Source organism: Sporomusaceae bacterium, from assembly GCA_031460455.1.
Lineage (GTDB): Bacteria > Bacillota > Negativicutes > Sporomusales > UBA7701 > Anaeroselena.
This window is the reverse complement of the sequence record JAVKTQ010000009.1, coordinates 124,085-149,832: the sequence shown is the minus strand read 5'-3', so window position 1 is coordinate 149,832 and position 25,748 is coordinate 124,085. Positions and strand designations below refer to the sequence as shown.

Genomic DNA, 25,748 nt, shown 5'->3' with positions numbered 1-25,748 from the left:
CTGACGCCGCTTGAACAACGACGTCAGTCTGCGTAATTTCATGAAATCCTGCGATAGGCCTCTTTATTCGTGTCTATTGGATAGGGTTCAGTCCACTTTCGGCGGTCTTCTTGACGATATCATCATATCACGCTTTTTTGTCAAACAGTCCACTAAAAGTCCACTTTTCGTCCAAAGCGGTATTTTCACCAAAAAATATTTTTGCGCCCGACTATCGCCCCCGCACCATCGCGGGCTTTTTTCTTTTTCCCGGCGCATAAACATACCGTCCCGCGGCATACAATAATCCTAACGTGCCAAAATCCATCACGAAAGAAGGAACGATGACCGCCCATGACAACAGTACTGTTCGCCGCCGCCGAAGCCGCGCCCTTCGCCAAAAGCGGCGGCCTGGGCGAAGTCGTCGGCTCCCTGCCCGGCGCGCTCCGGCGGCTGGGTATCGACGCCAGAGTCATAATGCCCCTCTACGGCGCCGTCCCGCCCGGCCTGCGGGCGGCGATGGCTCCCGTCACAGAGATAACCGTCCCGGTAGGCTGGCGGCGGCAATACTGCGGCCTCCACGCCCTCAGGCACCGGGACGTGCCTTTTTATTTCCTCGACAACCGCTACTACTTCGACCGCCCGCGCCTCTACGGCCACTACGACGAAGCCGAGCGCTACGCCTACTTCGCCCGCGCCGTCCTCGCAGCCCTGCCCCACCTCGCCTTCCGGCCCGACATCCTCCACTGCCACGACTGGCACGCCGGCCTCATCCCCGCTTATCTGGCCGCCCACGGCGGCAGCGCCCGCACCGTCTTCACCATCCACAACCTCAAGCACCAGGGCATCTTCGCCAAAACCGTCATGGGCGACATCGTCGACCTCGGCTGGGAGCACTTCACCCCGGACGGCGTCGAATTCTACGACCAGATCAGCTTCATGAAAGCCGGCATCGCCTACGCCGACCGCGTCACCACCGTCAGCCCCAGCTACGCCGAAGAGATCCGCCACCCCTTCCACGGCGAAATGCTCGACGGCCTGCTCAGAAAGCGGGGCGGCGACCTTACCGGCATCCTCAACGGCATCGACAGCGAAACCTACGACCCTGCGGCCGATCCTCACCTATTCCACCGCTACGGCACTAACGGCTGCCTGGAGGGCAAGCGGGAAAACAAGCTCAGGCTCCAGGAAGCGCTCGGCCTGGCCGTCAGGGCCGAAACGCCGCTCGTCGCCGTCGTCGCCCGGCTCGTCCGCCAGAAAGGGTTCGACCTCATCATCCGCGTCGCCGGGGAAATGCTCGCCATGGACCTCCAGCTCGTCGTCATGGGCGACGGCGAAGACTGGTACCGCGCCTTCTTCCACGACCTCGCCTTCCGCCACCCCGGCCAGGCCACCGTCCTCCCCTTCGACGACGCCATGTACCGCCGCATCCTCGCCGCCGCCGACCTCTTCCTCATGCCCTCGCTCTTCGAGCCCTGCGGCCTCGCCCAGCTCGCCGCCATGCGCTACGGCGCCCTGCCGCTCGTCCGCGAGACCGGCGGCCTGCGCGACACCGTCCGTCCCTTCAACCAGTACACCGGCGAAGGCAACGGCTTCAGCTTCGCCAACTACAACGCCCACGACCTGCTCCACACCCTGCGCTGGGCGCTCTCCCACTACAGCGACCGGCCCGCCTGGCGCTCCCTCGTCAAAGCCGCCATGAGCGGCGACTATGGCTGGGAGAGATCGGCGCGGCGCTACAGCGAACTATACGACCAACTCGTCGTCAAGGAGGCCGCCCATGCACATCGACAAAGAAGAATTCCAACGGCAGTATCAGGACAAAGTGGCGCAGCTGCACGGCAAACCGCTCGAAGAGACGACCGACGGCGAGAGGTACCAGGCGCTCAGCAGCCTCATCCGGGACAGTATTGGCCGGCGGTGGCTGCAGTCGCGCAGCCGCCAGCGCCAGGAGAAGCAGGTCTACTACCTGTCTATTGAGTTCCTCCTCGGCCGTCTCACCGACATGTACCTTATCAACCTCGGCATCCGCGACACCGTCGCCGCCGCCCTCTTCGACCTCGGCGTCGACCTCGGCGCCCTCCTCGACAGCGAAGAAGACCCCGGCCTGGGTAACGGCGGCCTCGGCCGCCTCGCCGCCTGCTACCTCGACTCCATGGCCGCCGAAGGGCTTCCCGGCCACGGCTGCGGCCTCAGGTACCGCTACGGCTTCTTCGAGCAGGGCATCGTCGGCGGCCGGCAGATCGAAGTCCCCGACGACTGGCTCAAAACCGGCTTCATCTACGAATTCCGCCGCGAGGGCGAAGCCGTCGACATCCGCTTCGGCGGCGCCGTCGCCGCCGAACTCAACGGCAAGCTCCGCTACCGTCACGAAAACTACGAAACAGTGCTGGCCGTCCCCTACGACGTTCCCATGGTCGGCTACCGGAGCGACACCGTCAACACCCTCCGCCTCTGGAGCGCCGAGCCGCACCGCACCGACTTCATCTGCTCGGCCACCAATCGCAACGACTGCCTCAAAACCATCGAATACAAAAACGACGTCGAAACCATCACCAGCGTCCTCTACCCCGACGACTCCACCCACGACGGCCGGGCGCTGAGGCTCAAACAGCACTACTTCCTCACCAGCGCCAGCCTCCAGTCCATCCTCGCCGACCTGATCCGCCGGGACATACTCCTCTCCCGCCTCAGCGAGTATGTCGCCGTCCACATCAACGACACCCATCCGGCGCTGGCCGTCCCCGAGCTCATGCGCCTCCTCATCGACGAGCACGGCATGGGCTGGGACGAAGCCTGGAGCCTCACCGTCGCTACCATCTCCTACACAAACCACACCATCCTCCCCGAAGCCCTCGAAACGTGGCCCGTCGATCTATTCCAGGCCCTCCTGCCGCGCCTCTTCATTATCGTCAACGAAATCAACGAACGCTTCTGCCGCGAACTGTGGCAGCGCTACCCCGGCGACTGGGACCGCATCCGTTCAATGGCCGTCGTGGCCGACGGACGGATCCACATGGCCCACCTCGCCATCGCCGGCAGCCACAGCGTCAACGGCGTCGCCCAGCTCCACACCCGCATCCTCAAAGAACGGGTCATGAGCAACTTCCACCAGTTCTACCCCGACAAATTCACCAACAAAACCAACGGCGTCACCCACCGCCGCTTCCTCGTCAAAGCCAATCCCCAGCTCGCCGACCTCCTCGCCGAGACCGTCGGCCCGCAGTGGGTTCAGTACCCCTGCGATCTCCTCGGCCTGCTGCCTCACGCCACAGACGCGGCCTTCCAGGACAAATTCGCCGCCCTCCGCCGCTACCATAAAGGCAAGCTGGCCGCCCATATCAGGGACACCACCGGCCTCAAGGTCGACCCCGACGCCATCTTCGACACCCACGTCAAGCGCATCCACGGCTACAAGCGCCAGACCATGAACGCCTTCCACATCATGCACCTCTACAACCGGCTCAAGGCCGACCCCGGCATGGACATAACCCCCCGCGCCTTCATCTTCGGCGGCAAGGCCGCGCCCGCGTACCGCCTCGCCAAGCTCGCCATCAAATTCATCAACGACTTGGCCGCAGTCGTCAACAACGACAAGAGCATCAATGACAAAATCAAGGTGATCTTCCTCGAAAACTACAACGTCTCCCTCCTCGAACTGCTCCTGCCGGCCACCGACGTCAGCGAGCAGATACCCACCGCCAGCCGCGAAGCCTGCGGCACCGGCAACATGAAATTCATCATGAACGGCGCGGTCATCATCGGCACCCTCGACGGCGGCAACATCGAAATCCTGAACGCCGTCGGCGAAGACAACATCATCACCTTCGGCCTCACCGCCGACGAAGTCCTCGCCATCTACGAGCGCGGCGGCTACAACCCCTGGGATATCTATAACGGCGACGAGCGCGTCCGGACCGTCCTCGACCAGCTGGTGAGCGGCTTCCTGCCTGGCGGCCCGGACGAATACCGCCCCATCTTCGACTCCTTCCTCCACCACGGCGACCACTTCCTCGTCCTCAAAGACTTCGCCGCCTACGTCGACGCCCAGAAAGAGCTGGAGCGCCGCTACCGCGACCGCCGTCGCTGGCTCGACATGGCCATCCGCAACATCGCCCACTCCGGCAAATTCTCCGGCGACCGCACCTTCACCGAATACGCCGTCGACATCTGGCGACTGCGCCCCGAAGCCCCCGTCCGCTGCTACTGCAGCGCCGACGACGCCTTCGCCCGCGCCCAGAGCGGCTGCACCCTATCCCACCGCCCCGCCCTTCAAGCCACCCTCTCCAACGCCACATATAATTAGCGTCGTATCTGTTGTACTTCTTTTGGTCAAAAAGGCTTCGCGCCGTTGGCGGGTACGGGTGCAGCCACGGTAGCGAGCAAGGCGGCCGCTACTTAGCGAGAGAGCCGGTAACGACGGCCGGCGCGAGCCATGGACGGCGAGCGAGCCGCTATCGGTCAGGAGACCGTTAGCGACGTACGGCCAGTCGTCGGCGACGAGCTTAGTTCGCCCTGCATAGCGAATCGCACGAACCGCCTGCGCTACGCTTGTCGTTTTCGGCTCTCTGCTAAGACCGCCGGCGCAGCGTGTGGCAAACCCGAACCCGCCACCGGCGCAGCCATAGCACCGAAACAAGAATCAAAACAAGGCACAGGTGACGCATGGACAACGACTGGCTCCTCCACGACTCCCATAACAACTTCTACCGCAGCCCTTTCGGGGCTGTTTCTTGTCGCACGCCCGTCACCCTCCGCCTCGCCGTCCGCACCCCCGACCGGCCCGACGCCGCCCTCCTCCGCGTCTGGCAGGACGGCAAGGGCGACAGCGACATCACCATGGCCCTGTGGCGCGAAGAAGGCGACAGCCGCGTCTACCAGGCCGAAATCGCCGCCCCCGCCGCCCCCGGCCTGTTGTGGTACTCCTTCCTCCTCCACCGCCACGGCCGCACATTCTACTACGGCAATAACCCCGCCCGCCGCGGCGGCCGCGGCCAGATCTACGACTACGCCCCGGCCGCCTGGCAGATAACCGTCCACCGGTCGGACGCCAAAACGCCGCAGTGGCTCAAGGACGCCGTCATCTACCAGATCTTCGTCGACCGCTTCTATAACGGTAATCCGGACGGCGCCATAATGACCCCCCCGAAGGCCAGCCTCATCCATCCCTACTGGGACGCCATCCCCTTTTACGTCCGCGACATGCGCACCGGCGCCATCTTCGCCTACGACTTCTTCGGCGGCAACCTCAAGGGCGTCCTCGCCAAGCTGCCCTACCTCCAGGACCTCGGCGTCACCGCCCTCTACTTCAACCCTGTCTTCGAGTCGCCCAGCAACCACAAATACGACACCGGCGACTACAAAACCATCGACCCGATGTTCGGCGACAACGCCGAGTTCGCCGCGCTATGCGCCCGCGCCGGCGAACTCGGCATGAAGGTAATCCTCGACGGCGTCTTCAGCCACACCGGCAGCGACAGCATCTACTTCAACCGTGACGGCCGCTACCCCGGACCGGGAGCCTACCAGTCCAAGGATTCGCCCTACTACAAATGGTACCGCTTCAGCCACTGGCCCGATCAGTACGAATCCTGGTGGGGTATCGGTACGCTGCCCAACGTGAACGAACTGGAGCCCTCCTACGTCGACTACATCATCGAAGCCCACGACAGCGTCGTCCGCCACTGGGCGCGGCTCGGCGTCAAAGGCTGGCGTCTCGACGTCGCCGACGAACTGCCCGACGAATTCATCGCCCGCCTGCGGGCGGTGCTCAAACAGGAAGACCCTGACGCCGTCCTCATCGGCGAGGTATGGGAAGACGCCTCCAACAAGGAGAGCTACAGCCACCGGCGGCAGTACTTCTGGGGCGACGGCCTCGACGCCGCCACCGGCTACCCCTTCCGCGCCATCCTCCTCGACTTCGCCCTCGGCCGCAGAGACGCGCAGGAAGTTCACGCCGCCCTCATGAGCCTGTACGAGAACTACCCCCGCGAGAACTTCTACGCCGCGATGAACCTCCTCGGCAGCCACGACGTGCCGCGCGCCCTCACCCTCCTCGGCGAAGCCCCCTCCCCGGACAAGATGACCATCATCGACCAGGCCCGCTACCGCCTGCCGCCGGAGCAGCGCCGCCTCGGCCTCGCCCGCCTCAAGCTCCTCGCCCTCTTCCAGATGACCTTCCCTGGCGCCCCCTGCGTCTACTACGGCGACGAAGCCGGCGTCGAAGGCTACACCGACCCCTTCAACCGCGCCACCTACCCCTGGGGAGCGGAAGACGGCGACCTCGTCGCCTGGTACCGCAAGCTGACCGCCCTCCGCCACCGGCACGCCGTCCTCCGCGGCGGCGAGTGGCTGCCCCTGTACGCAAAAAGCGACGTCTACGGCTACATCCGCCGCATCGGCCGCGGCCGCGACGCCTTCGGCCGCCCGGAAAAACCCAATACCGCCATCATTCTCCTCAACCGCTCGCCCCGCGAGCCTGTCCGCCTCGACCTCGACATCAGCGACTACGCCGCCGGCGAACTCTACAACGCCCTCGCCGGCTACCAGCCGGTGGGCGTGCGGGACGGCAAACTAAGCCTCGTCCTCGGGCCGCTGTCCGGCGCCGTCCTCCTCAAGCGCCGCGAAGACCCGCCCGCCTTCGCCCGCGCCGCCGGCGTACTCCTTCATCCCTCCTCGCTGCCCGGCGGCGACCTCGGGCCGTCCGCCTACCGCTTCGTCGACTGGCTGGCCGCCGCCGGCCAGAAATGGTGGCAGATACTGCCCCTGAACCCGCCCGGCTGGGGCGGTTCGCCCTACCAGAGCGCCTCGGCCTTCGCCGGCAGCCCCGGCCTCATCTCGCCGGAGATAGCCGTCGACGAGGCCGGCTACCCCGCCTTCCTCGCCGAAAATGCCCTGTGGCTCGACAACTACGCCACCTACGCCGCCCTCAAGGACAACTTCGGCGGCCTCCCCTGGACGGAATGGGAGCCGGGCGCTGCCGAGCGCTATGGTCCGTCGCTCGCGGGCGACATCGAACGCCGCCGCCGCGAACAGTATATTTTCTTCGCCCAGTGGCTAGCCCTCAAGGCTTACGCCAACTCTAAAGGCGTTAAAATTATCGGCGACCTGCCCATCTTCGTCGCCGCCGACTCGGCCGACGTATGGGCCAATCGCCATCTCTTCCAACTCGATAAAGCCGGCCGGCCGCTGGCCGTCGCCGGCGTCCCCCCCGACTACTTCAGCGCCACCGGCCAATTGTGGGGCAACCCCCTCTACGACTGGGACGCCATGGCCGCCGACGGCTACCGCTGGTGGCGGGAGCGGCTAGCCCAGGCCTTCAGGCTGGCCGACGCCGTCCGCATCGACCACTTCCGCGGCTTCGAAGCCTTCTGGGCCGTGCCGTACGGCGAGGCGACCGCCGAACGGGGCGAGTGGGTCAAAGGCCCCGGCGCGCCCTTCTTCGCCGCGATGGAAAAACACTTCGGCCGCCTGCCCGTCATCGCCGAAGACCTCGGCGTCATCACCCCGGCCGTCGAAAGCCTGCGCGACAAGTTCGCCCTCCCCGGCATGAAGATCCTCCAGTTCGCCCTCGAAGGCGGCGACTGGCCGGACGGCGAGGACAACGCCGCCGTCTACACCGGCACCCACGACAACGACACCGTCCTCGGCTGGCATCGTCAAAGGACGGGCGACGACAGCGCCGACGGCTGGCGGTACATCGAAACAGCCTACGAGGCGGCCGCCTGCCTGGCCGTTATTCCCCTCCAGGACATCCTCGGCCTCGGCAGCGAGGCGCGCATGAACATCCCCGGCACGGTCGGCGGTCACAACTGGGCGTGGCGGTATAATGAAGGCGACATAACGCCGGAACTCGCCGCCAAGCTTGCCGCCCTGACGGCAAAATATGGCCGGTGACAATCCGCCCTCCCGCGGGCATACTAAATGACAGAGACATGCCAGAGAAAAATGCCAGGGGAAATGTTTGCTAACGCCAGACAATGCCAGAAGGGGAGGATGACCGCCATGACCCGCCATATCAACCGGAAATACGCCGCCAACGGCCTCTTAGTGCGCCCCGCCTTCCCATCAAAAGGCGAAACCGTAAAGGTCGTCTACAACGGCCTTCTCGCCAATAACGGTGCGGATCGGCTGTATGTCCGCTTCGGTTTCGGGGCCGCCTGGGAAGGCGCGCTCGATTACAAAATGGTGCGCACCGCAACCGGCTTCGCCGCCGCCGTGCCGGTGGCCGCGACCAATTCGCTCAACCTTTGCTTCCACGACAGCGCCGGCCACTGGGACAACAATTCCGGGGCGAATTATTCGATTGAGGTTTCCCATTAAAAGCGCCGCAGAGGGTATTGGTTAAAGGAAAAAGGCTTCCGGATTTAATCCGGAAGCCTTTTTATGGCGATGGGGGCGGGGGCGGTATTGTGGGCGGCTCTTTGGTCAGGCGGGGGCGAGCAGGAGGGCGAACTGTTCGGCGAGGTCGGGGTCGAACTGGGTGCCGGCGCAACGTTTGATTTCGGCCAGCGCTTCGGCCGGCGGTATGGCTTTGCGGTAGGGCCTGTCGTTGGTCATGGCGTCGTAGGCGTCGGCGATGGCCAGCATCCGGCATTCGATGGGGATTTTCGCGCCTTTGAGGCCGAGGGGATAGCCTTTGCCGTTCCACCATTCGTGGTGTTTGAGGATCCAGTCGGCGATGGGTTCAAGGTCGGGGGTGGAGATGGCGATGCGGTGGCCGATTTCGGCGTGGCTGCGCATGACTTTGAGCTCCCCCAGGGTGAGTTGTTCCGGTTTGAAGAGGATATGATCGGGAATGCCGACTTTGCCGATGTCGTGGAATTCGGCGAACAGGCAGAGGTCGGTGTGTTTGTAGTCGGGGAAGCCGCAGGCTTTCGCCAGCCGGAGGGTGAGGTCGCGGAGCCGGGTGGCGTGGCCTTCGGTCACGAAGTCGCGCACTTCGAGCGCCTTTTTGAGGGCCTGGACGACCGAGCTGCGGCTGGAGTGCTGGCTAAGGAGTTTTTCCCGGTACATGGAGTTGTCGGCTTCTTTGAAGAGGCCGTGGATGCTGAGCGTGGGGCCGGTGATGGCCGTACCGACCGAGACGCAGAGGGGGATGGTCGGGTTTTTACTGTTGTAGGCTTCGATGGTGGCGTTGATGCGTCCGCGGGCGGCGGCCAGCGAGGCTTCGTCGGCTTGGGGGAGGATGACGGCGAATTCGTCGCCGCCGATGCGGGCGACGACTTCGTCGTCGCTGAAGGGGTCGCGGATGAGGTCGGCGAGGTTGGCGAGCAGTTGGTCGCCGACATCGTGTCCGAGGGTGTCGTTGATGTATTTTAGGCCGTCGAGGTCGCAGATGATGAGGCCGACAGGCTGGAGTTCGGGGTTGGTGAGGCGGGCCATCTCGATTTCGAAGTAGGTGCGATTGTGGAGGCCGGTGATAGGGTCGCGGATGGCCTGGTATTTGAGCTGTTGCTCGATGCGTTTGCGGCTGGTTATGTCCCGGCAGCAGGTGACCGTCCCCAGGATGTTGCCCTGCTCGTCAATTATGCTTTTGGAGATGCTCTCCGCCCATACCCAATGGCCGGCGGCATGACGCACCCGGTATTGGGCGCCGATCGGGGCGCCGTTGTTCAGTATCTGCCGGAAATCGGCGCTGACGAATTCAACATCGTCGGGGTGGATGAAGTCGAGCATGGGTTTGCCGAGAACGGCGGAGGGTTGGTGGCCGAGCATGGTGTAGCAGGAGGGACTGACAAACTTTATAACGCCGGCAGGGTCGACCTGGACGACGATGTCGAGCATGTTGTCGGTGATGAGGCGGAGCTGCCGTTCTTTTTCGGCCAGCGCTTCCTCGGCGCCGGCCCGTTCGAGGATTTCCGCCTGGAGCTGGCGGTTGATGTCCATGAGTTCGGCGGTGCGCTGGGCAACTTCGGTTTCGAGGCCTTTCAGGAGGCCGTGCCAGGCGCCTTCCAGACTCTGCTGGTCGGAGATGTCGCGGCAGATGCCGAGGATGACTTTTTTACCCCGGTAGTTGATGAGGTCGGCGTTGAGTTCGGCTGGTATCGTCGCGCCGTTTTTCGCGACGAGGATCAAGTCCTCCCGTACGGCTTCCCCTTCAAGCAGCCTGGCCCGGACCGAGGGCAGCTTGGCCGCCGTTTCGGGGGTCATGACGCCGCCGGGGTAGAGGTCGATCAGTTCCCGGCGGGTGTAGCCGAGCCTCTCGCAGGCGATATCGTTTACATCCGTGAGGACGGCCGGTTTATCGGGGCCGTGGTATTCGACGACGAAGAGCAGGTCTCTGCTGGTGCGGAAAAGGAATTGGAGCAACTGGGCCGCGAACCCTGAGCGGTTTCCGGCGGCTGCGTGCTTGTCGGCAATCGGATGCTGCATACTAACCCCCTGAGCGCGGGATTAACGTTTATACCAGAATTCCGTTCGACATAAATCTACATTTTCCTGTCGCAGGTCCGGAAAACAGAACGGGGCGGCCTGGGCCGCCCCGTGGGAGAGATCATTTGTCTTTGGGGGATTCTTTTTTCGGGGGGGATATTTCGCCGGCGAGTTCGGCGCGGCTGTTTTTGGCCTTGGCGTTCTGGCCGCCCGGCAGGTCTTTGAAGCCCATACTTTCACCTCCGGCAATATAGTCTGTCCAGAATGCGCCCGTAAACACGCCTCAGGAGCGTTTTTTGCCGTTTTTGCCTACTCCCGCTTTGAATTGGGCCGGTTCGGGGTTACCGGCGCCGTAGCCTTCCCGCGCGTTGGCTCTGTCAGCCGCGGGGTCTTTTTCGGGGTTGCGGGGCTTGACCATTTTTTAGCCACCTCCTCGGCTTTTTTTCGGCGTTTTTGGCGGAATTTGTCTTGACAAAATAGGCGGTCGCGGGTTATTATTCCCCTATTACATATTTATTTACCGGACGGACGGGGGTAACACGATGAAGATTCGCGAGCTGTTTACCGGGAAACCGGTCATTTCGTTCGAGATTTTCCCGCCGAAGCCCGATTTCCCGCTCGATACCGTTTTCGCCACGCTGGAGGAGCTGAAGGGGCTAAACCCCGCTTATATCAGTGTGACTTACGGGGCGGGCGGTTCGAGCTCGGCGCGGTCGATAGAGATCGTCGATAAGGTGAAGAACGGTTACGGCATGGAGACTGTGGCCCACCTGACGTGCGTGGGGGCGACGGCGGCGACGATCGACGCGGTGCTCGACAAGTTGCAGGCTTTAGGGGTGGAGAATATCCTCGCGCTGCGCGGCGATCCGCCGGCGGGAGACGAAGCATATGTGCCGCCCGCGGACGGCTTCCCGTACGCCAAGGATCTCGTCAGGCACGTGCGGGGTCGCGACTGTTTCAGCGTGGCGGCGGCGGCTTACCCCGAGGGGCACCTGGAGTGCCGCGACGTCGACCAAGACGTGGAATACCTGCGGCTGAAGGTGGAGCAGGGGGTCGATCTTCTCATCACCCAGCTGTTTTTCGACAACGCGTTTTTTTACAGCTTCATGGACAAAATCCGGCGACAGGGGATCGCCTGCCCGGTGGCGGCCGGCATCATGCCTGTGCTGAGCGCGTCGCAGATAAAGAGGATAACGTCGCTGTGCGGCTCGGCCATCCCGGCGAAGCTCTCGGCGCTGATGGACAAATACGGCGCCGTGCCGGCCGATATGGAGAAGGCGGGCATTGAATACGCCTCGGAGCAGATCATCGACCTCTTAGCGAACAAGGTGGACGGCATCCACCTGTATACGATGAATAAGGCGAAGCAGACGAAGCAGATCATGGAGAATATCGGCCGAGCGTAGCGCCGAAGATAAAAAGCTCCCGGACGAAAGTCCGGGAGCTTTTTGAAAAATAACAAACCAGTAAAATGGAGAGGGTCCGGCGCACCTCGCCTCCACCATGCAAATCCGGAAAAGCCGAAAAGCCGCGTAGTACGCGGCTTTTTTGTTGTTTGTGGTTTTGGTGGTGGAGGTGGCTCCACCAACTGCCGTGATTATCCGATTATCCGTGAATCGGTGTTCCGCAGTTTTTTATTACGGCCTGCATTTCGGCGCTTAGCTGGATGACAAGTTCGGCATTGTATGCCCCGCTGGGAGAGTAAGGCGGCGCGCCGGCGAATATTTCATTAGCCGCAATGCTGTAGGCGCGCGATATGGCGGCCGGCGAGCCCGGCGTGACTGCCGGGTCGACATTGGCGGCCAAAATCGAAAGCGAGTTGTCACTGTTGCGGACAATATCGAAAATACGAAACTGCTGGGGGAAATCTCTCAGCGAGGCTGTTTCCACTTCCCAGAAACCGAGTTCGGGGCGGCTGGCATCAGGCGACGGCAGGGCGGTCACGGTGTTGTAGTGGCGATGGCCCGCCACCCACAGGATGAGATTCGGATAGGTGTGCAGCTTGGCGATCAAAGTCGTCTCGGAGGGCGAGGAGGCGGTGTCCCACATCGGTCCTATCCCGATGGGAACATGGGCGGCAATGATCATCAGCTTGCCATCGGCCTGGCCTTTGTCGAGTTCTTTCACCAGCCAGGCGAAGCGCTCCTCATCAAGGGCGCCGCTGGCGCCGTTGGCGCGCGTACCGAAGGCGGTGTCGTCGTTTTCGGTATCGTCAAGAACGATTACTCTGATCGGCAGGTTGGCTTTGGGTTCGAAAGTATAATTGGCCAAGCCTGTTAGGGCGCTGTCCCGCGGGAATCCATGGCCTACAGGTTCTGAAGCGGTATTGAAAAATTGGGCTATCCAGTCATTCTTGGCAATATGGCGGCGGTCAGGGTTGGCGGCAACAGTGGGGGGAGTGGCGAAATCAGCCTGCGGCCCTGCCTTGATGACATCCCCATATGGGGTCGAACCGTCAACAACGCCCATATAGTACCCGCGGGTGTCAAGAATCTTATCCGAAGTTATCTGTTCATCAATATTGAGGATGGATTCCCCGACCAAGGTCTGTTTAAGGTAATCATTTGGGGCGAAAACTCCTGACCAGAAATGGTCGTGATTGCCGCGAACCTGGTACCAGGGGATCGACTTATCAAGGCCGGCAGCCTGGAAGGGGCGCAGATATTCGGCTGGGGCGACCGATTCAGGGTCGGAATTGGGGTTGATATGCTTGCCGTCCAGAATATCGATATACCAACGCAGCTCATTGAACTGGGAGTTATTAATGGCATCACCCAAGAAGAGACCGAAATCGATGGCCGCTTTCTTATGCAGCGCGTTGACCGTCTGAACGGCGGCATCCAGAACATGTGTTGTATAAAGAATGACCGGCGAATACGCCGACGACATGCCGGGCTGGCCTTTAAGGCCAAAGTAAATGGTCTGGGCCGGCGACTGCATATCGGTAATATGAATGTCGGTCATGGTAAAAAACCGCAGAAGGGTGGCCGCGTTTTTGACTGATGAGCTGCTATAGGCCGGCGGCATGAGATCAAGTCTTTTTTGGAAAGCAAGACCACTGCCTGTCTGCCAAGCGCCGTAGCCATACTGCGAGTATTGGGAAACTTCGTTGGGAAGAGGCTTGGGCGAAGCAGCCGGCACGGCGACAGGAATAACGGTACGTTCCAGGGTGGTGAGAACCTTGGCGGCTATTGGGTAGCTTGCCCCGGCGGATTGATTGTCTAACAAAGACTTATTCGCAAGCAGCTGCTCAGCCCAGGCCGGCCGGACGGGAAGGGCGCTGAGCGCCGCCAGCGCAAGTCCGGTCTTCTTCAAAAATTTGCGCCGTGAGAACTTAGAGTTTTTCATCAAATGTCCTCCTCAAAAATGTAATGCTCCTGTATTTGAGACAGATTTATGGTGCAAACTTCCGGGCCTTGCTCTAATTAATAGACAGTAATTTTCTTCATGGTACTAAAATCGACAGCTTTTTATCAACTGAACAAGGACAAATCGCAGGTTTTTGAGGAGGTTTGACGAAATTAAAAAACCATGCGTCTGTTGACACATGGTAAGCAGGGCTACTTATTATGCAAAAGATTGTAAAAAGACGCCCGGGTCGTATTTTTATAGGTCCGGCTGATGGGGATGACCGTGCCGTCACGAAGAACGAAACTATCGCTGGCGTATTCCTCGATATACAGGAAATTCACGACAAAACTCTGATGTGGCCGGAGCCACATTTTTGACGGATGGCTTTGGGCGAATTCATCCAGTTTGGTATAAACGACCAATCTTTCAGCTGGCGCTGCTAGAACAACCTCCACCTGGTTCCTGCGGCTCTCCAGATAAAGGATGTCGTCAATCGGGATTCGCCGCTTTACGCCGCCGCTGGTGACAGCGATGGTTTCTTTGGCCAGGCGCTGCAATTCGTCAATCGTTTTTTGCAAACAGGCGGTCACTTTCGCCGTGCTCAGCGGTTTTACCAGGTAGCCGGAGGCATTTACCTCGTACCCTTCGTAGACATACTCCGTGGAACTGGTCAAAAACACGATTTTGACCAGCTTGTCCCACTGGCGGATTAGGCGTGCGCATGTCATGCCGTCCATATCGCCCATATCGCCCATGATGATGTCCATAAATACGATGTCAAACCGCAATCTTTTGCTTTCAATGGCCGAGATGAATTTTTCCGCGCTGTCGTAGGCGAAAACGGTGCCGTTGATTTGCTGACTCTTTAAGAAGGATTCCAGCGTAGCGCATATTTCATTTCGTTCAGCATTGTTGTCTTCACAAACCGCGATTATCAACATAGTCTTCACCATAACCCTCAATAATACTTCAACCTAGCCGCGGCAAGCGGCAGAGCGAAAAACAGCGGACTATATTAAGCGATAACAACGGGTATTTCGTAGTTTGGCGAGGTTTTATGCAAGAATTTACGGCAATTTTGCCGCCTGTATTCACCTTTATCTTCCTGGTAACGAATATTTTGCTTACTTATATTTTCTTAACACCAAGGGGCCATTGGGGGGGCCATATTATGGCCTTCGCTGTTGCCTGGGCTGCCGAACACTTGCTGCGCAGTTTGCTGCAAGCGGTAATTCTTGATCCTTTTTTGCTCAGCTATATAGTAGGCTTATTGTATATAGTCCCGATTGCGCTGATTTTTAAAGAAACACTCCAGGCTAAGCTTTTTGTTTTCTTTTTGATTTTCTCCATGTCGCAGTTTTTCATCCTTATCTTCTTGTTCTTAGAACAATTGGTTTATAACCAAATAGTATTCATCTTCATGCTGATGGGAGCTCTGCTTGAACTGGCATCGTTACCGTTAATAAGAAGATATGTAAAGCCGCTTGTCCGAGATATTATTGATATCATAAGCCGGCAAAATCCCAGTTTCACTTTTTTCCCCGTTTTGGCGTTCATATTAATGTCGTTTTATGGTGTGCGCGCAAACTCATTGGTGGCCAATTTTATTCCCCTGATATTAAGCACGCTATTGCTGGCCTTTGCCTATTACCTGATAGCAAGATCCATCGACCAGACCAAGCGGCACCAAGCGCTGGAAAAACAATTGGCGCTGCAGCGCGATCACTATCAAAATCTCTACAACAGTATTGCCGATACCAAGGCAATTCGCCACGATTTGCGCCATCATCTGGCGACACTCACCGAGTTCCTGGGTAAAAACAATGCTTCCGCTGCCCGGGAATATTTAAACCAGTTAAGCAGCATCTATGACGACAGTTCCCTTCCCAGCGTGTGCAGCAACAAATCCGCCGATGCGCTCATTGCTCATTATCTAAAACAGGCTAAGCAGCTGAACATCGCCACCGTCACCGAGCTGAACCTGCCTGACGGCCTGGGTATCGATGAACTGGATCTATGCGTTATTCTCGGCAACTGTCTGGATAACGCCATTGAAGCCTGCAGTAAAATAGGCGGCGAGGAGTCGCGCTATATCGATATAAAGAGCGAAATAACCAAAGGACATTTATTAATTACCATAACCAATTCTTTCAATGGCCTTGTTTTGCCTCGGGATGGGGATAGGCTGCTCTCTACAAAAAAAGGTGCGGACCATGGAATCGGCCTTTCCAGCGTGAAAGCGCTGACGGCCAAGTATGCCGGCCACTTTGACAGTTCTTTCGACCAAAGGATTTTCAAAGTGTCGGTGTCCCTCAAGTTGCCGAAAAACCTTGCGGCTTCCGGGTAACGCAGCCCACGAAAAAGAAGAACCATGCATTATGATGCATGGTTCTTCTTTTTCGTCAATTCTCCTCGAAAACCTGCGGGTTCTACTGGGCTTGTTGATAAAAATATGTCGTAATAAGTATGCTGATGTAAAGATGGGCATTAGTAGAGGAGAGTGTATATGCGTATAAAGAAAATTATCCTGGTAGTTATTGCCCTCCTGTTTAGTTTCACCTTTGCGGCCCAGGCGAATGAAAAAGAGGCTATCGATTACTCAAAGCCTGACCGTTGGCTGGCTTTACCTGCCGCTGTGGAAAAAGAGGTGGATGTATTCTTCCTCTACCCGACAGCCTGGCAAAAGGTCGATAAAAATGAGCCGAACATCTGCGAGATTGATAACAAGTCGATGGTGCAAGGCGCAAAGGCAGCACTCGGCAGACAAGCCACCGCTTTTGAACCCGTCGGGAATATTTACGCTCCTTATTACCGGCAGGCAGATGCCGCATATACTTTATCTTTGTCTGCCAACGAGCAAGCTGCCGTCCTTGGCGGTCTGCCGAAAGCCGATGTGTTTGCTGCGTTTGACTATTATATCGAACATTATAATCAGGGCCGTCCGTTTATCTTAGCCTCGCATTCCCAAGGCTCGGACCTGATGTTGCTTATTTTGGCGGAATATATGAAAGAACATCCCGCGGTGTATCAAAGAATGATCGCGGCCTATGTGATCGGTTATTCGGTTACCGGGGACTACCTGGCGAAAAATCCGCACCTGAAATTTGCGCAAGGCCCTGACGACACCGGAGTCATCATCTCCTATAACACGGAAGCGCCTGTGATCAAGGGCAAAAATCCGGTCACATCGCCTGGCGGCATTGCGATAAACCCGATAACCTGGACCACGGATGAGACCTTGGCAACCGCAGAGCAAAGTCTCGGTTCGAGGCTGCTCAATAAGGCCGGAAACTGGGTACCGGTAAAAAATTATGCCGATGCCCGTGTCGACAAAGCCAGAGGGGTGATCATCTGCAGCACCGCTGACGTCAAAACATTTTCGCCGGGAAATGATGTATTCCCCCAAGGGGTTTACCATAGCCTGGATTATCCGTTTTACTACTATAATCTCCGGGAAAATGCCGCGAAACGGACGGGAAAATACCTGGCTCTGCAGGCGGCTACTGAGTAGCTGCGAGGGTTGATACATCGATTGTGAGCGGGGTTGTTAAAGTGGGATTTGCAGGGCCTTGTATCGCCTCCACCATGTAATTACTCAAGGATTGATGAGAGCCCACGAATTTCGTGGGCTCTTGTTGTATAAGAAAACATGGATAACAAAGGGTGAGCGTTTCGGCATTGGGTGCAGCCCCCTTCAAGCGGAGACGACGGCCGCTACTTAGCGAGGGAGCCGGTAAGTGCGCCCCTCTTAGCGCTTCAGCGGTTAGAGGGGCGGCCTGCCCCCTGCGGGTACAGCACCGCACGAGCCGCCATGGACGGCGGCGAGAACCGACAAATGAACATGGACGTGAATTTGGCGGTGGTGCGGTGCTGTCGGCGATGAGCTTAGTAAGACCGCCGCCCGCAGTGCGTGGGTGACCCAATGCCGGGGAACAGCCGACCGCCCTGTAACGGTTGCGCTGAGCCGTTCTGCATGGAAATAAGGGAGACCGCCGTGTGGCGGTCTTCTTGTGCTATTCCTGTGTACCGGCAATCAGTTCATTATTTTTTCGGGCCGATTTTCCTGTTGCCGGCGTTTTTGACCATGGTCGAGGCGCGGCTGGATTCCTGGCCGTCTTTGTCGTGCTGTTCGCCGCTGTTTTTCATGTTGTTATCCCTCGTCGCTTTCGGTGGTATTTTCCTTGGGGATGGCGGTCACTTTTGCGGTGGGCGGGAAGACGGCGGTGGCTTTGGGGTTGGAGAGTAGGTCGGCCTGTTTGCCGCCCCAGGGGGCGTGGCCGGGCTGCTTGCCGTCGCGGCGTTGTTTGTCGGTGATGTTGACGTCGACCATTTCGTCACCTCCGGTGGTTTTTGAGTGGGGTTAGGGCTCTGTCCTGTTAATGAAATCTACGTACGGATATACGGTCGGGGTGGAGTTCTGCGTTTTGCGGTCGGTGGTGGTGACGGCCAGCGGGTCGTTCTGGTCGGGGGTGGTCGGATTTTTTTCGTCCATTGTCGTTCCTCCCGGCGATGTTGTGCGGAGGCGGCTCGGCCGCCTTCCGGTGTTAGTTTTCCCGGAATGCGGCGAGAAATGAAAAAAACCGGCGCGATTGGCGCCGGTTTTTGTTATTATCAACGGTCTTTGAAAATGCTTTTGACGTATTGTGCGGCAAAGGTAAACCCGTACAGGAAGGCGAGCATGAGGACGGCGGGGAGGACGCCTTCGCGCAGGAGGACGGGGATGGCGCCGATGCCGTAGCCGGCGACGCGGAAGGCGGTGGCGTGGCGCTCGGTTTTGCAGGCGGGGGTGAGGGCGGCGATGTGGAAGAGGGCGCCGTAGATGAAGTAGCGCCACCAGTAGTCGGAGAAGGAAATGATTTCGGCCATGGCGTTCTCCCCTTTGGAAGATTTATATGATCATTGTACTATGGGAGCGGCGGGACGGGCAAGGGGACAATTACCCCGGCGGCGGACAAGGAAGAAGGGGGAGCGGGGGCGAAATATGCGGCTAAGATGTTTTGGAGGTATGAAGAGATGAGAGTACTTGCACTTATCGGTTCACCGCGGAAACTGGGCAATTCGGAGATTCTGGCGCGGGAGATGCTGGCAGCGCTGCCGGCGGAGACGGAGCGGGAGATGATCCGCCTGACGGAGCTTAATATCGGGCCGTGCCGGGCGTGCTACGCGTGCCTGCCGGCGGAGGCGGGCTGTGTGATAAAGGACGATCTGGCGTTTCTGCTGGAGCGGATTAAGGCGGCTGACGCGGTGATCGTCGCGGCGCCGGTGTATTTCCTCGGCGCGCATACGAGCGTGAAGGCGGTGGGCGACCGGCTGATTTCCATTCTGGCGAACAACGCGGAGTACGCGGGCAAGCGGTGCGTGACGGCGGTGTCTTATGGCATCCCTGGCTGGGAGGGGTATGGCCGGGAGATGGTGCTGAATTTCGCGCGTTTTCTTCATCTGGAGGTGGCGGGGAGCATGCTGGTGCAGGCCGCCAGCCCTGGGGAGGCGGCGCGGCCGGAGGTGCTGGCCGAGGCGCGGGCTTTGGCCGGGCGGCTGACGGGCGGCGGGGCGGATGTGTCGCTGCCGGGGGTGCTTACGTGCCGGGAGTGCGGCAGCAGCGTGCTGCAGATCGCTCCGAGCGGCGCGGTGCGGTGCGTGATGTGCGACGCGCGGGGCGAGCTGAAGGCGGCGGACGGCAAGGTGGCGATCGAGTTCGTAGACGGCCATGAGCGGTTTTCGCCGGCTGGCAAGGCGGAGCACGCGGCGCTGTTGGAAGAGATAAAGCGGCGGTATATCGCGGAGCGGGAGGAGCTTTTCCGGCGCAGGAAGCCATACGGGACGCCGGATTGGTGGGTAAGGCGATAAGGGGCGCGGAGGTGGGACTGTGAGGTTTTTGCATACGGCGGACTGGCATTTGGGCCGCATTTTTTATAATCTCCATCTGACTGACGACCAGGCATATGTGCTGGAGCAGTTCGTGACGCTGGCGCGGGAGGCGAAGCCTGATGCGATTGTGATCGCGGGCGATGTGTACGACCGGGCGGTGCCGCCGCCGGAGGCGGTGAGCCTGCTGGGCGAGACGCTGGCGAGGTTGGCGCTCGACTGCGATGTGCCGGTGATCATGATCGCGGGCAATCACGACAGCCCCGAGCGGCTGGGCTTCGGCGGGCGGGTGCTGGCGCGGCAGAAGCTGCATGTGGCCGGCCTGGTGGCGGCCGAGGCGGCGCCGGTGGCGGTGGCGGACGAGCACGGACCGGTGTATTTCTGCCCCATCCCTTATGCCGAGCCGGCGGTGGTGCGCGAAGCGCTGGGGGTGGAGGCGGCCGGGCACGAGGCGGCGCTGGCGGCGCTGACGGCACAGGCCTGTGCGGCTGTGCCGGCCGGCGCCCGCAAGGTGGCGGTGGCGCACGCTTTTGTGGCCGGCGCTCTGGCAAGCGAGTCGGAGCGGCCGCTGGCGGTGGGGACGGCGCCGACGGTGGGCGCGGCGGTGTTCGCCGGGTTCGATTATGTGGCGCTGGGGCATCTGCACCGGGCCCAGCAGGCGGGCGGGGCGCATATCCGTTATTCGGGGTCGCTGCTGAAGTATTCGTTTGCGGAGGCGGGACACGATAAGGCGGTGGCGCTGGTGGAGTTGGACGCGGCGGGGAAGGCGACGGTGGAGGAGGTGGCTCTGACGCCGCGGCGGGATGTGCGCTGCGTGGAGGGTTTTTTGGAGGAGATCATCGCCGCCGGGGCGCTCGACCCGCGGGCGGACGATTATATCGCGGTGAAGCTGAAGGACGCGGGGGCGCTGCTCGATCCGATGGGCAGGCTGCGCCGGGTTTATCCCAATGTGCTGCACCGTATTTTCGAGGATAAGGCGGCGGCTACGGAGACGGCGGCGCGGACCGATCACCGCCGCCAGAGCGAGGCGGAGCTGTTCGCGGCGTTTTTCGCGCAGGTGACGGGCCGGGGGCTGAGCGAGGCTGAGGAGGCCGCGGCCGCCGGGCTGATCGAGGCGTTTGGCCGCCGGGAGCGGGAGGTGGGGGCATGAAGCCGCTGGCGATTACGATGACGGCGTTCGGCTCTTACGCCGGGACGGAGCGGGTCGATTTCGGCCGCCTGGGGGACAGGTCGCTGTTTCTTATCCACGGTCCGACGGGGGCGGGGAAGACGACGATCCTGGATGCGATGTGTTTCGCGCTGTTCGGCAGGACGAGCGGGGCGGAGCGGGACGGCCGCCAGATGCGGAGCGATTATGTGGAGCCGTCGGTGGCGACGGAGGTGACGTTCGATTTCGCGCTGGGGACGGAGGTGTACCGCGTGCGCCGCGCGCCGGAGCAGGAGGTGCTGAAGAGGCGCGGGACGGGGACGACGAAGCTGCCGCCGGCGGCGACGCTGTGGAAGCGGACGGGGCAGGCGGCGGATGATGAGGGCACGGTGGCGGCGAGCGGGTCGGACCGCGTGACTGAGACGCTGGAGGGGCTGCTGGGGTTTAAGTATACTCAGTTCCGCCAGGTGGTTGTGCTGCCTCAGGGCGAGTTCCGCCGGCTGCTGCTGGCGAAGTCGGCCGAGCGGGAGGAGATTTTGGCGACGCTTTTTCAGACTGAGCTGTATCGCCGGATCGAGGAGTTTTTCAAGCAGGCGGCGAGGTCGGTGGAGGAGGCGGCGAAGGAGCTGGCCCGCAGGCGGGACTGGCTGCTGCAGGAGGCGGCGGCGGAGTCGGCGGATGAGCTGACGGTGAGGCTGGCGGGCGATACGGCGCGACTGCTGGCGCTGACGGCGGAAGCTGCGGAGGCGCGACTGGCGCTCGGGACCGCCCAGGAGAAGCTGGCGGCGGCCAGGAGGCTGGAGGAGCTTTTTGCCGACCGGGAGAAGGCGGCGCAGGCTCTGGCGGGGCTGGACGCGCAGGCGCCGACGGTGGACGGGGCGCGCCGCGAGCTGGCGCGGGCGAGGCAGGCGGCGCTGCTGGCCGAGCTGGCGGCGCTGGTGACGACGCGCGGCCGGGAGGAGGAGAAGGCGGCGGCGGCGCTGGCCGGGGCGGAAGGCGCGCTGGCGGCGGCTGCTGCCGATAAGGAACGGGCCGATGCGGCGCTGACGGCCGAGAGGCAGCGCGAGGGCGAGCGCCGGGCGGCGGCGGAGGCGGTTAATGCGCTGGCGGCGCTGGGCGGCAGGCTGGATGAGCTTGCGCAGGCCCGCGCCGGTCTCGTGGCGGCGGCGGAGCAGGATAAAGCGGCGGCTGCCGCTTACGACGAACTGAAGAAGGGCCGGGAGGAGGCCGCGGCCAGGCTGGCGACGACGCGGGAGCGGCGGGAACGGCTGCTGGCCGGGGCTTTCAGGGCGCCGGTGCTGGAGAACGCCGCGAAGGAGGCCGCCGAGCTTGTGGCCAACTGCGAGCAGCTGACGGCGCTGCGCGGCGAATGGCAGGCGACTTCCCGCCGGCATAAGGAGCTTGCCGATAAGGTGACGGAGCTTGAGCAGGCGCTGGCGGCGGCGAGAGAACGCTGCGCGGCGACCGACCGGAGGTGGCGGCAGGGGCAGGCGGCGCGGCTGGCGCGGGAACTGGCGCCCGGCGAGGCGTGCCCGGTGTGCGGGTCGCTTGAGCATCCGGCTCCCGCCCATTTTGCCGCGGAGGTGCCGGATACGGCCGCGCTGGAGGCCGAGCAGGCTTCGGTCCGCGGCCTGGAGGAGGAAGCGGCCGCCAGGCGCGCCGAGCTGACGGAGGCGGCGCTGGCGCTGGGCGAGGTGACGGCGAGGGGCAATAACCTCCGGGAGCTTGTGGGCGAGCGGGCGCAGGAGAGCGTGGACAGTCTGCGCCTGGCCGCCAGGGCGGCTGCCGCCGAGCTGGCGCAGGCGAGACAGGCGGCGGCGGAGCTGGCGCGGTGCGAGCAGCAACTGGCTGTTTATGAGCGTGAGGCCGACGACCGCGAGAAGGGCCTGACTGAGGCGGAGACGGCGGCTAGGGCCGCCAGAGAGACCGCCGGAGAGGCGCGGGCGGTGCTGGCGGAGCGGGAGAAGGCGGTGCCGGCCGAGCTGAGGGCGCCGGGCCGCCTGGAGGAGGAACTGGCGCGCGCGACGGCCCGCCGGGACGCTCTGGATCTGGCCTGGGAAGGGGCGCAGCGGGCCGCGGCCGATACGGCGACGCGGGTGAGCGGGCTGGCCGCGGGCCTGACGGCGGCGCGGCTGGGCATGGCGGCTGCCGGCGCTCAGGCGGCGGCGGAACGGGAACGGTTCGCCGCGCGACTGGCGGAAGCGGGGTTTGCCGATGAGGCGGATTTCGCGGCCGCGGGCCGGACGGACGCGGCGGCCGGAGAGCTGGAGCGGACGGTGGCCGAGTATGAGGCGGCGCTGGCGGTGGCCCGCGACCGCGTGCGACAGGCGGAGCTGGCGACGGCTGGCCTGGAGCGGCCGGAGGTCGCGGCGGCGGAGGCTGCGGTGGCGGCGGCGCTGGCGGCGAGCGAGGCGATGGTGGCCGAGCAGGCCAGGCTGCAGGAGGGCGTGAGCAAGCAGCAGGGGTGGCTAGAGCAGCTGAAGGCGATGGATGCGGAGAGGGCGGCCCGCGAGGCGGAGTACGCGGTGCTGGGCCGCCTGGCGCAGGTGGCGAACGGGCAGAATCCGCTGCGGGTGAGTTTCCACCGCTTTGTACTGCAGGCGCTGCTGGATGAGGTGACGGGGGTGGCGAACGCGCGGCTGAAAAAAATGAGCCGCGGGCGCTATGCGCTGCGGCGGATGGACGACCCGCTCCATAAAGGGATGGCCGGTGGGCTGGATATCGAGATCGAGGACGCGTGGACGGGGGTGGCCCGCCATGTGGCGACGCTGAGCGGCGGGGAGACTTTCCTGGCGTCGCTGGCGCTGGCTCTCGGTCTGGCCGATGTTGTGCAGGGTTATTCCGGGGGGGTGTACCTTGACACGATTTTCGTGGACGAGGGGTTCGGGATGCTGGACCCGGAGGCTCTGGATATGGCGATGCAGGCGCTGGTGGAGCTGCAGACGAGCGGGCGGCTTGTGGGGATTATTTCCCATGTGCCTGAGCTGAAGGAGCGTATCGAGGCGCGGCTGGAGATCGTGCCGACCGACCGCGGCAGCACTACGCGCTGGAGCGTGTGATGCATAAGAGGGGGAGAATCCGGCCATAATTTGCTGTAGCAAAGGAGGGGCCAGGATGAGCATGAAGATGAGCCGGGTGCCGGTGAGCGGGGTTTTCCTCGATAGCCGCGCGCCGGCGGTGACGGGCGAGTACGAGTTTACGGTGGACTGCGGGGCGGTGTATTTCGGGGCGGTTTATGACGACGACGGCAGCCTGCTGTCGGTGGATCAGTATTTTTACAGCGAGGATTTTTCCCGCGACGATATGGAGGAGGCGCTCGATACCGACGAGCTGATGTTTGTCGACGACCGCGATTTTCCGGTGAAGACGTATCTGCTGTCGAAGGAGGTGGGCGGCAGCGAGTGGCTGCGGTTCCACGCGGTGGTGCCGGACGGGATCGATCCGGGGTATTTCCGGCAGAAGTATATCGGGGGATGACGAGGGGGGCTCGGCGATGGCTGAGCCCTTGTACTTTATCGGCAGCTTTTGTCGAATGGTGCGCGGGGAGGCGCATGAAAAAGGGCGATGGACGATGTTGTGTTGAATAACGTCGAATAATGGCGAATGATATACGTGTTATGTCGAATTAAAGTGGGTAATTATTGTGATTATTTCCTGTATTTATAAGGGTTTATGTGATTATTTGCACAAATTGCCGCGATGGGAGGCGAATATTATGTCGTTTTTTTACGAAAACAATTTGCTGGTCGAAGGCAGGAAATACAAATACTTACAAGAATGATATTTATGACTTGGACAAGCAACGTTACAAAGGGGTTGACTGGTCGGTGTATTCGGCAGAAGCCTGGGACAACAAGGTCGTTTATCTGGGCCGGGAAGAGGATTTCGGCGATTTTTTCGAAACCGGCAAAGCGGGGATTATGCATCTTGACGCGATGCTGCAGGTCAAGAATCTCAACCGCGAGGCGGAGCGAATTTTCAGCCTGGAACGGTCGGAGGTCCTTGGCAAGCGGGCCGACGAGGCTTTCCGGCACTGCGGCGAGAAGTTTCTGAAGACGTTCGCCGTGTCCGAATATGAGGATTTTTATGCCGCGAACGTCAAACTGGCCATGCACGAACAGGCGGCTTTCGTCCATGTGGACAGCCTCAAGCTGCGCGACAGCGGCGGCGGGGTGAACGGGGTCATTGTCATTGTGCAGGATATTTCGGCGCTGAAGGCGACGCTGAAGCAGATTCAGACGACGCAGATGCTGATGTCGCTCGGGGAACTGGCGGCGGGAATAGCCCATCACGTGCGTGCGCCGCTGACGACGCTGAGCGGGTATCTGCAGGTAATGATGAACAGGGTGGAGGACGACCGCTGCAGTGTGCGCCGCGAGGTGCTGGAGATGCTGCTGGGGGAAGTTTCGTATATCAACAATGTGGTGAAGGAGCTGGTGCTGTTCGCCAAGCCGCCAGTCAGCAGGTCGCCGGGGGTGAATGTGAACAGGCTGCTGGAGGAAGCGCTGATGCTGGTTTTTAAGCAGATGGGCGGGGAGAATGTGGCGATCGACAAGCACCTTGCCGAGGGGTTGCCGACGCTGACCGCCGACGGCAATCTGCTGAAGCAGGCGATGGTGAATATCCTGCAGAACGCGATGGAGGCGATGCCGGAGCAGGGGACGCTGACGATCCGGTCGTGGCTGAACGCGGAGCTTAATATGCTGGTGGCGGCAATCGCCGATACGGGTGTCGGGGTGGGGCCGCAGTTGTTGTCGAGGGTGTTCGAGCCTTTCTACAGCACGAAGCTCGACCGGATTGGGCTGGGCTTGCCGACCGCCCACCGGATCGTTACCGAGCACGGCGGCTTTATCAACGTCAGTTCGGACGAGAAGACGGGCACGAAGGTGCACGTGTATCTGCCGATCTTCGACAACCGGAGGAGACGGATGGCCGGCGCGCATCAGCAGATTTTGAATCTGCAATGAGCTCTGAACGACCCAAATATGGAATATAGGCCAAGGATACCTTCATATAAAGTTAGTGGTCATTG

At 61.3% G+C, this 25,748-nt stretch carries 18 protein-coding genes and 1 pseudogene; 12 read left to right on the top strand and 7 right to left on the bottom strand.

Translation table 11 applies throughout. From position 1 onward, the window contains the following. Positions 1–333: 333 nt before the first annotated feature. From glgA to RIN56_14130, 4 genes and pseudogenes are all read left to right on the top strand, one after another. Positions 334–1,731 (top strand): annotated as a pseudogene (gene glgA / locus RIN56_14145) (glycogen synthase GlgA). Positions 1,732–1,759: 28 nt separating this feature from the next. After that, positions 1,760–4,285: a glycogen/starch/alpha-glucan phosphorylase gene (locus tag RIN56_14140; GenBank protein ID MDR7867941.1), complete on the top strand. Its 2,526-nt coding sequence runs from the start codon at positions 1,760–1,762 to the stop codon at positions 4,283–4,285. Between the two features lie 359 nt (positions 4,286–4,644). Then, complete coding sequence (malQ, locus tag RIN56_14135; GenBank protein ID MDR7867940.1) at positions 4,645–7,875, top strand: 4-alpha-glucanotransferase; 3,231 nt, start codon at positions 4,645–4,647, stop codon at positions 7,873–7,875. A gap of 108 nt (positions 7,876–7,983) precedes the next feature. Further along, positions 7,984–8,301 (top strand): carbohydrate-binding protein, encoded by a 318-nt coding sequence (locus tag RIN56_14130; protein ID MDR7867939.1) that lies wholly within the window; start codon positions 7,984–7,986, stop codon positions 8,299–8,301. Positions 8,302–8,406: 105 nt separating this feature from the next. Here the strand turns inward: RIN56_14130 and RIN56_14125 are convergent, their stop codons facing one another. After that, a complete protein-coding gene (locus RIN56_14125) occupies positions 8,407–10,353 on the bottom strand; it encodes a PAS domain S-box protein (protein ID MDR7867938.1) in 1,947 nt (648 codons plus the stop codon). Positions 10,354–10,636: 283 nt separating this feature from the next. After that, a complete protein-coding gene (locus tag RIN56_14120; GenBank protein MDR7867937.1) occupies positions 10,637–10,771 on the bottom strand; it encodes a hypothetical protein in 135 nt (44 codons plus the stop codon). A gap of 124 nt (positions 10,772–10,895) precedes the next feature. On the opposite strand from RIN56_14120, the gene metF reads away from it, so the two are divergent. Then, positions 10,896–11,759, top strand: a complete 864-nt coding sequence (gene metF, locus RIN56_14115) for a methylenetetrahydrofolate reductase [NAD(P)H] (protein ID MDR7867936.1) — start codon at positions 10,896–10,898, stop codon at positions 11,757–11,759. A gap of 199 nt (positions 11,760–11,958) precedes the next feature. Here metF and RIN56_14110 read toward each other — a convergent pair whose 3' ends face one another. Both RIN56_14110 and RIN56_14105 read right to left on the bottom strand, forming a co-directional pair. Next, positions 11,959–13,701 carry a TIGR03768 family metallophosphoesterase gene (locus RIN56_14110; GenBank protein ID MDR7867935.1) on the bottom strand — a complete coding sequence of 581 codons (1,743 nt, stop codon included), beginning with the start codon at positions 13,699–13,701 and terminating at the stop codon, positions 11,959–11,961. A gap of 212 nt (positions 13,702–13,913) precedes the next feature. Further along, a complete protein-coding gene (locus tag RIN56_14105; protein ID MDR7867934.1) occupies positions 13,914–14,657 on the bottom strand; it encodes a LytTR family DNA-binding domain-containing protein in 744 nt (247 codons plus the stop codon). A 218-nt stretch (positions 14,658–14,875) separates the two neighbouring features. Here RIN56_14105 and RIN56_14100 point away from each other — a divergent pair, with 218 nt between their 5' ends. Both RIN56_14100 and RIN56_14095 read left to right on the top strand, forming a co-directional pair. Then, positions 14,876–16,051 (top strand): GHKL domain-containing protein, encoded by a 1,176-nt coding sequence (locus tag RIN56_14100; GenBank protein ID MDR7867933.1) that lies wholly within the window; start codon positions 14,876–14,878, stop codon positions 16,049–16,051. Positions 16,052–16,210: 159 nt separating this feature from the next. After that, positions 16,211–17,215 (top strand): DUF3089 domain-containing protein, encoded by a 1,005-nt coding sequence (locus tag RIN56_14095; GenBank protein ID MDR7867932.1) that lies wholly within the window; start codon positions 16,211–16,213, stop codon positions 17,213–17,215. Between the two features lie 639 nt (positions 17,216–17,854). Here the strand turns inward: RIN56_14095 and RIN56_14090 are convergent. From RIN56_14090 to RIN56_14080, 3 genes are all read right to left on the bottom strand, one after another. Beyond that, complete coding sequence (locus RIN56_14090; GenBank protein ID MDR7867931.1) at positions 17,855–18,034, bottom strand: hypothetical protein; 180 nt, start codon at positions 18,032–18,034, stop codon at positions 17,855–17,857. Positions 18,035–18,064: 30 nt separating this feature from the next. Beyond that, positions 18,065–18,196: a hypothetical protein gene (locus RIN56_14085; protein MDR7867930.1), complete on the bottom strand. Its 132-nt coding sequence runs from the start codon at positions 18,194–18,196 to the stop codon at positions 18,065–18,067. Between the two features lie 119 nt (positions 18,197–18,315). Then, positions 18,316–18,570, bottom strand: a complete 255-nt coding sequence (locus RIN56_14080; protein ID MDR7867929.1) for a hypothetical protein — start codon at positions 18,568–18,570, stop codon at positions 18,316–18,318. Between the two features lie 147 nt (positions 18,571–18,717). On the opposite strand from RIN56_14080, the gene RIN56_14075 reads away from it, so the two are divergent. From RIN56_14075 to RIN56_14055, 5 genes are all read left to right on the top strand, one after another. Beyond that, positions 18,718–19,551, top strand: a complete 834-nt coding sequence (locus tag RIN56_14075) for a flavodoxin family protein (GenBank protein MDR7867928.1) — start codon at positions 18,718–18,720, stop codon at positions 19,549–19,551. 19 nt (positions 19,552–19,570) lie between these two features. Beyond that, complete coding sequence (locus tag RIN56_14070; GenBank protein ID MDR7867927.1) at positions 19,571–20,719, top strand: exonuclease SbcCD subunit D; 1,149 nt, start codon at positions 19,571–19,573, stop codon at positions 20,717–20,719. Continuing rightward, a complete protein-coding gene (locus RIN56_14065; GenBank protein MDR7867926.1) occupies positions 20,716–23,775 on the top strand; it encodes an SMC family ATPase in 3,060 nt (1,019 codons plus the stop codon). The genes RIN56_14070 and RIN56_14065 overlap by 4 nt, the downstream gene beginning before the upstream one ends. A gap of 55 nt (positions 23,776–23,830) precedes the next feature. After that, complete coding sequence (locus RIN56_14060; protein ID MDR7867925.1) at positions 23,831–24,193, top strand: hypothetical protein; 363 nt, start codon at positions 23,831–23,833, stop codon at positions 24,191–24,193. Between the two features lie 350 nt (positions 24,194–24,543). After that, entirely contained in the window at positions 24,544–25,683 is a 1,140-nt protein-coding gene (locus tag RIN56_14055) for an ATP-binding protein (protein MDR7867924.1), read from the top strand. Positions 25,684–25,748 lie beyond the last annotated feature (65 nt).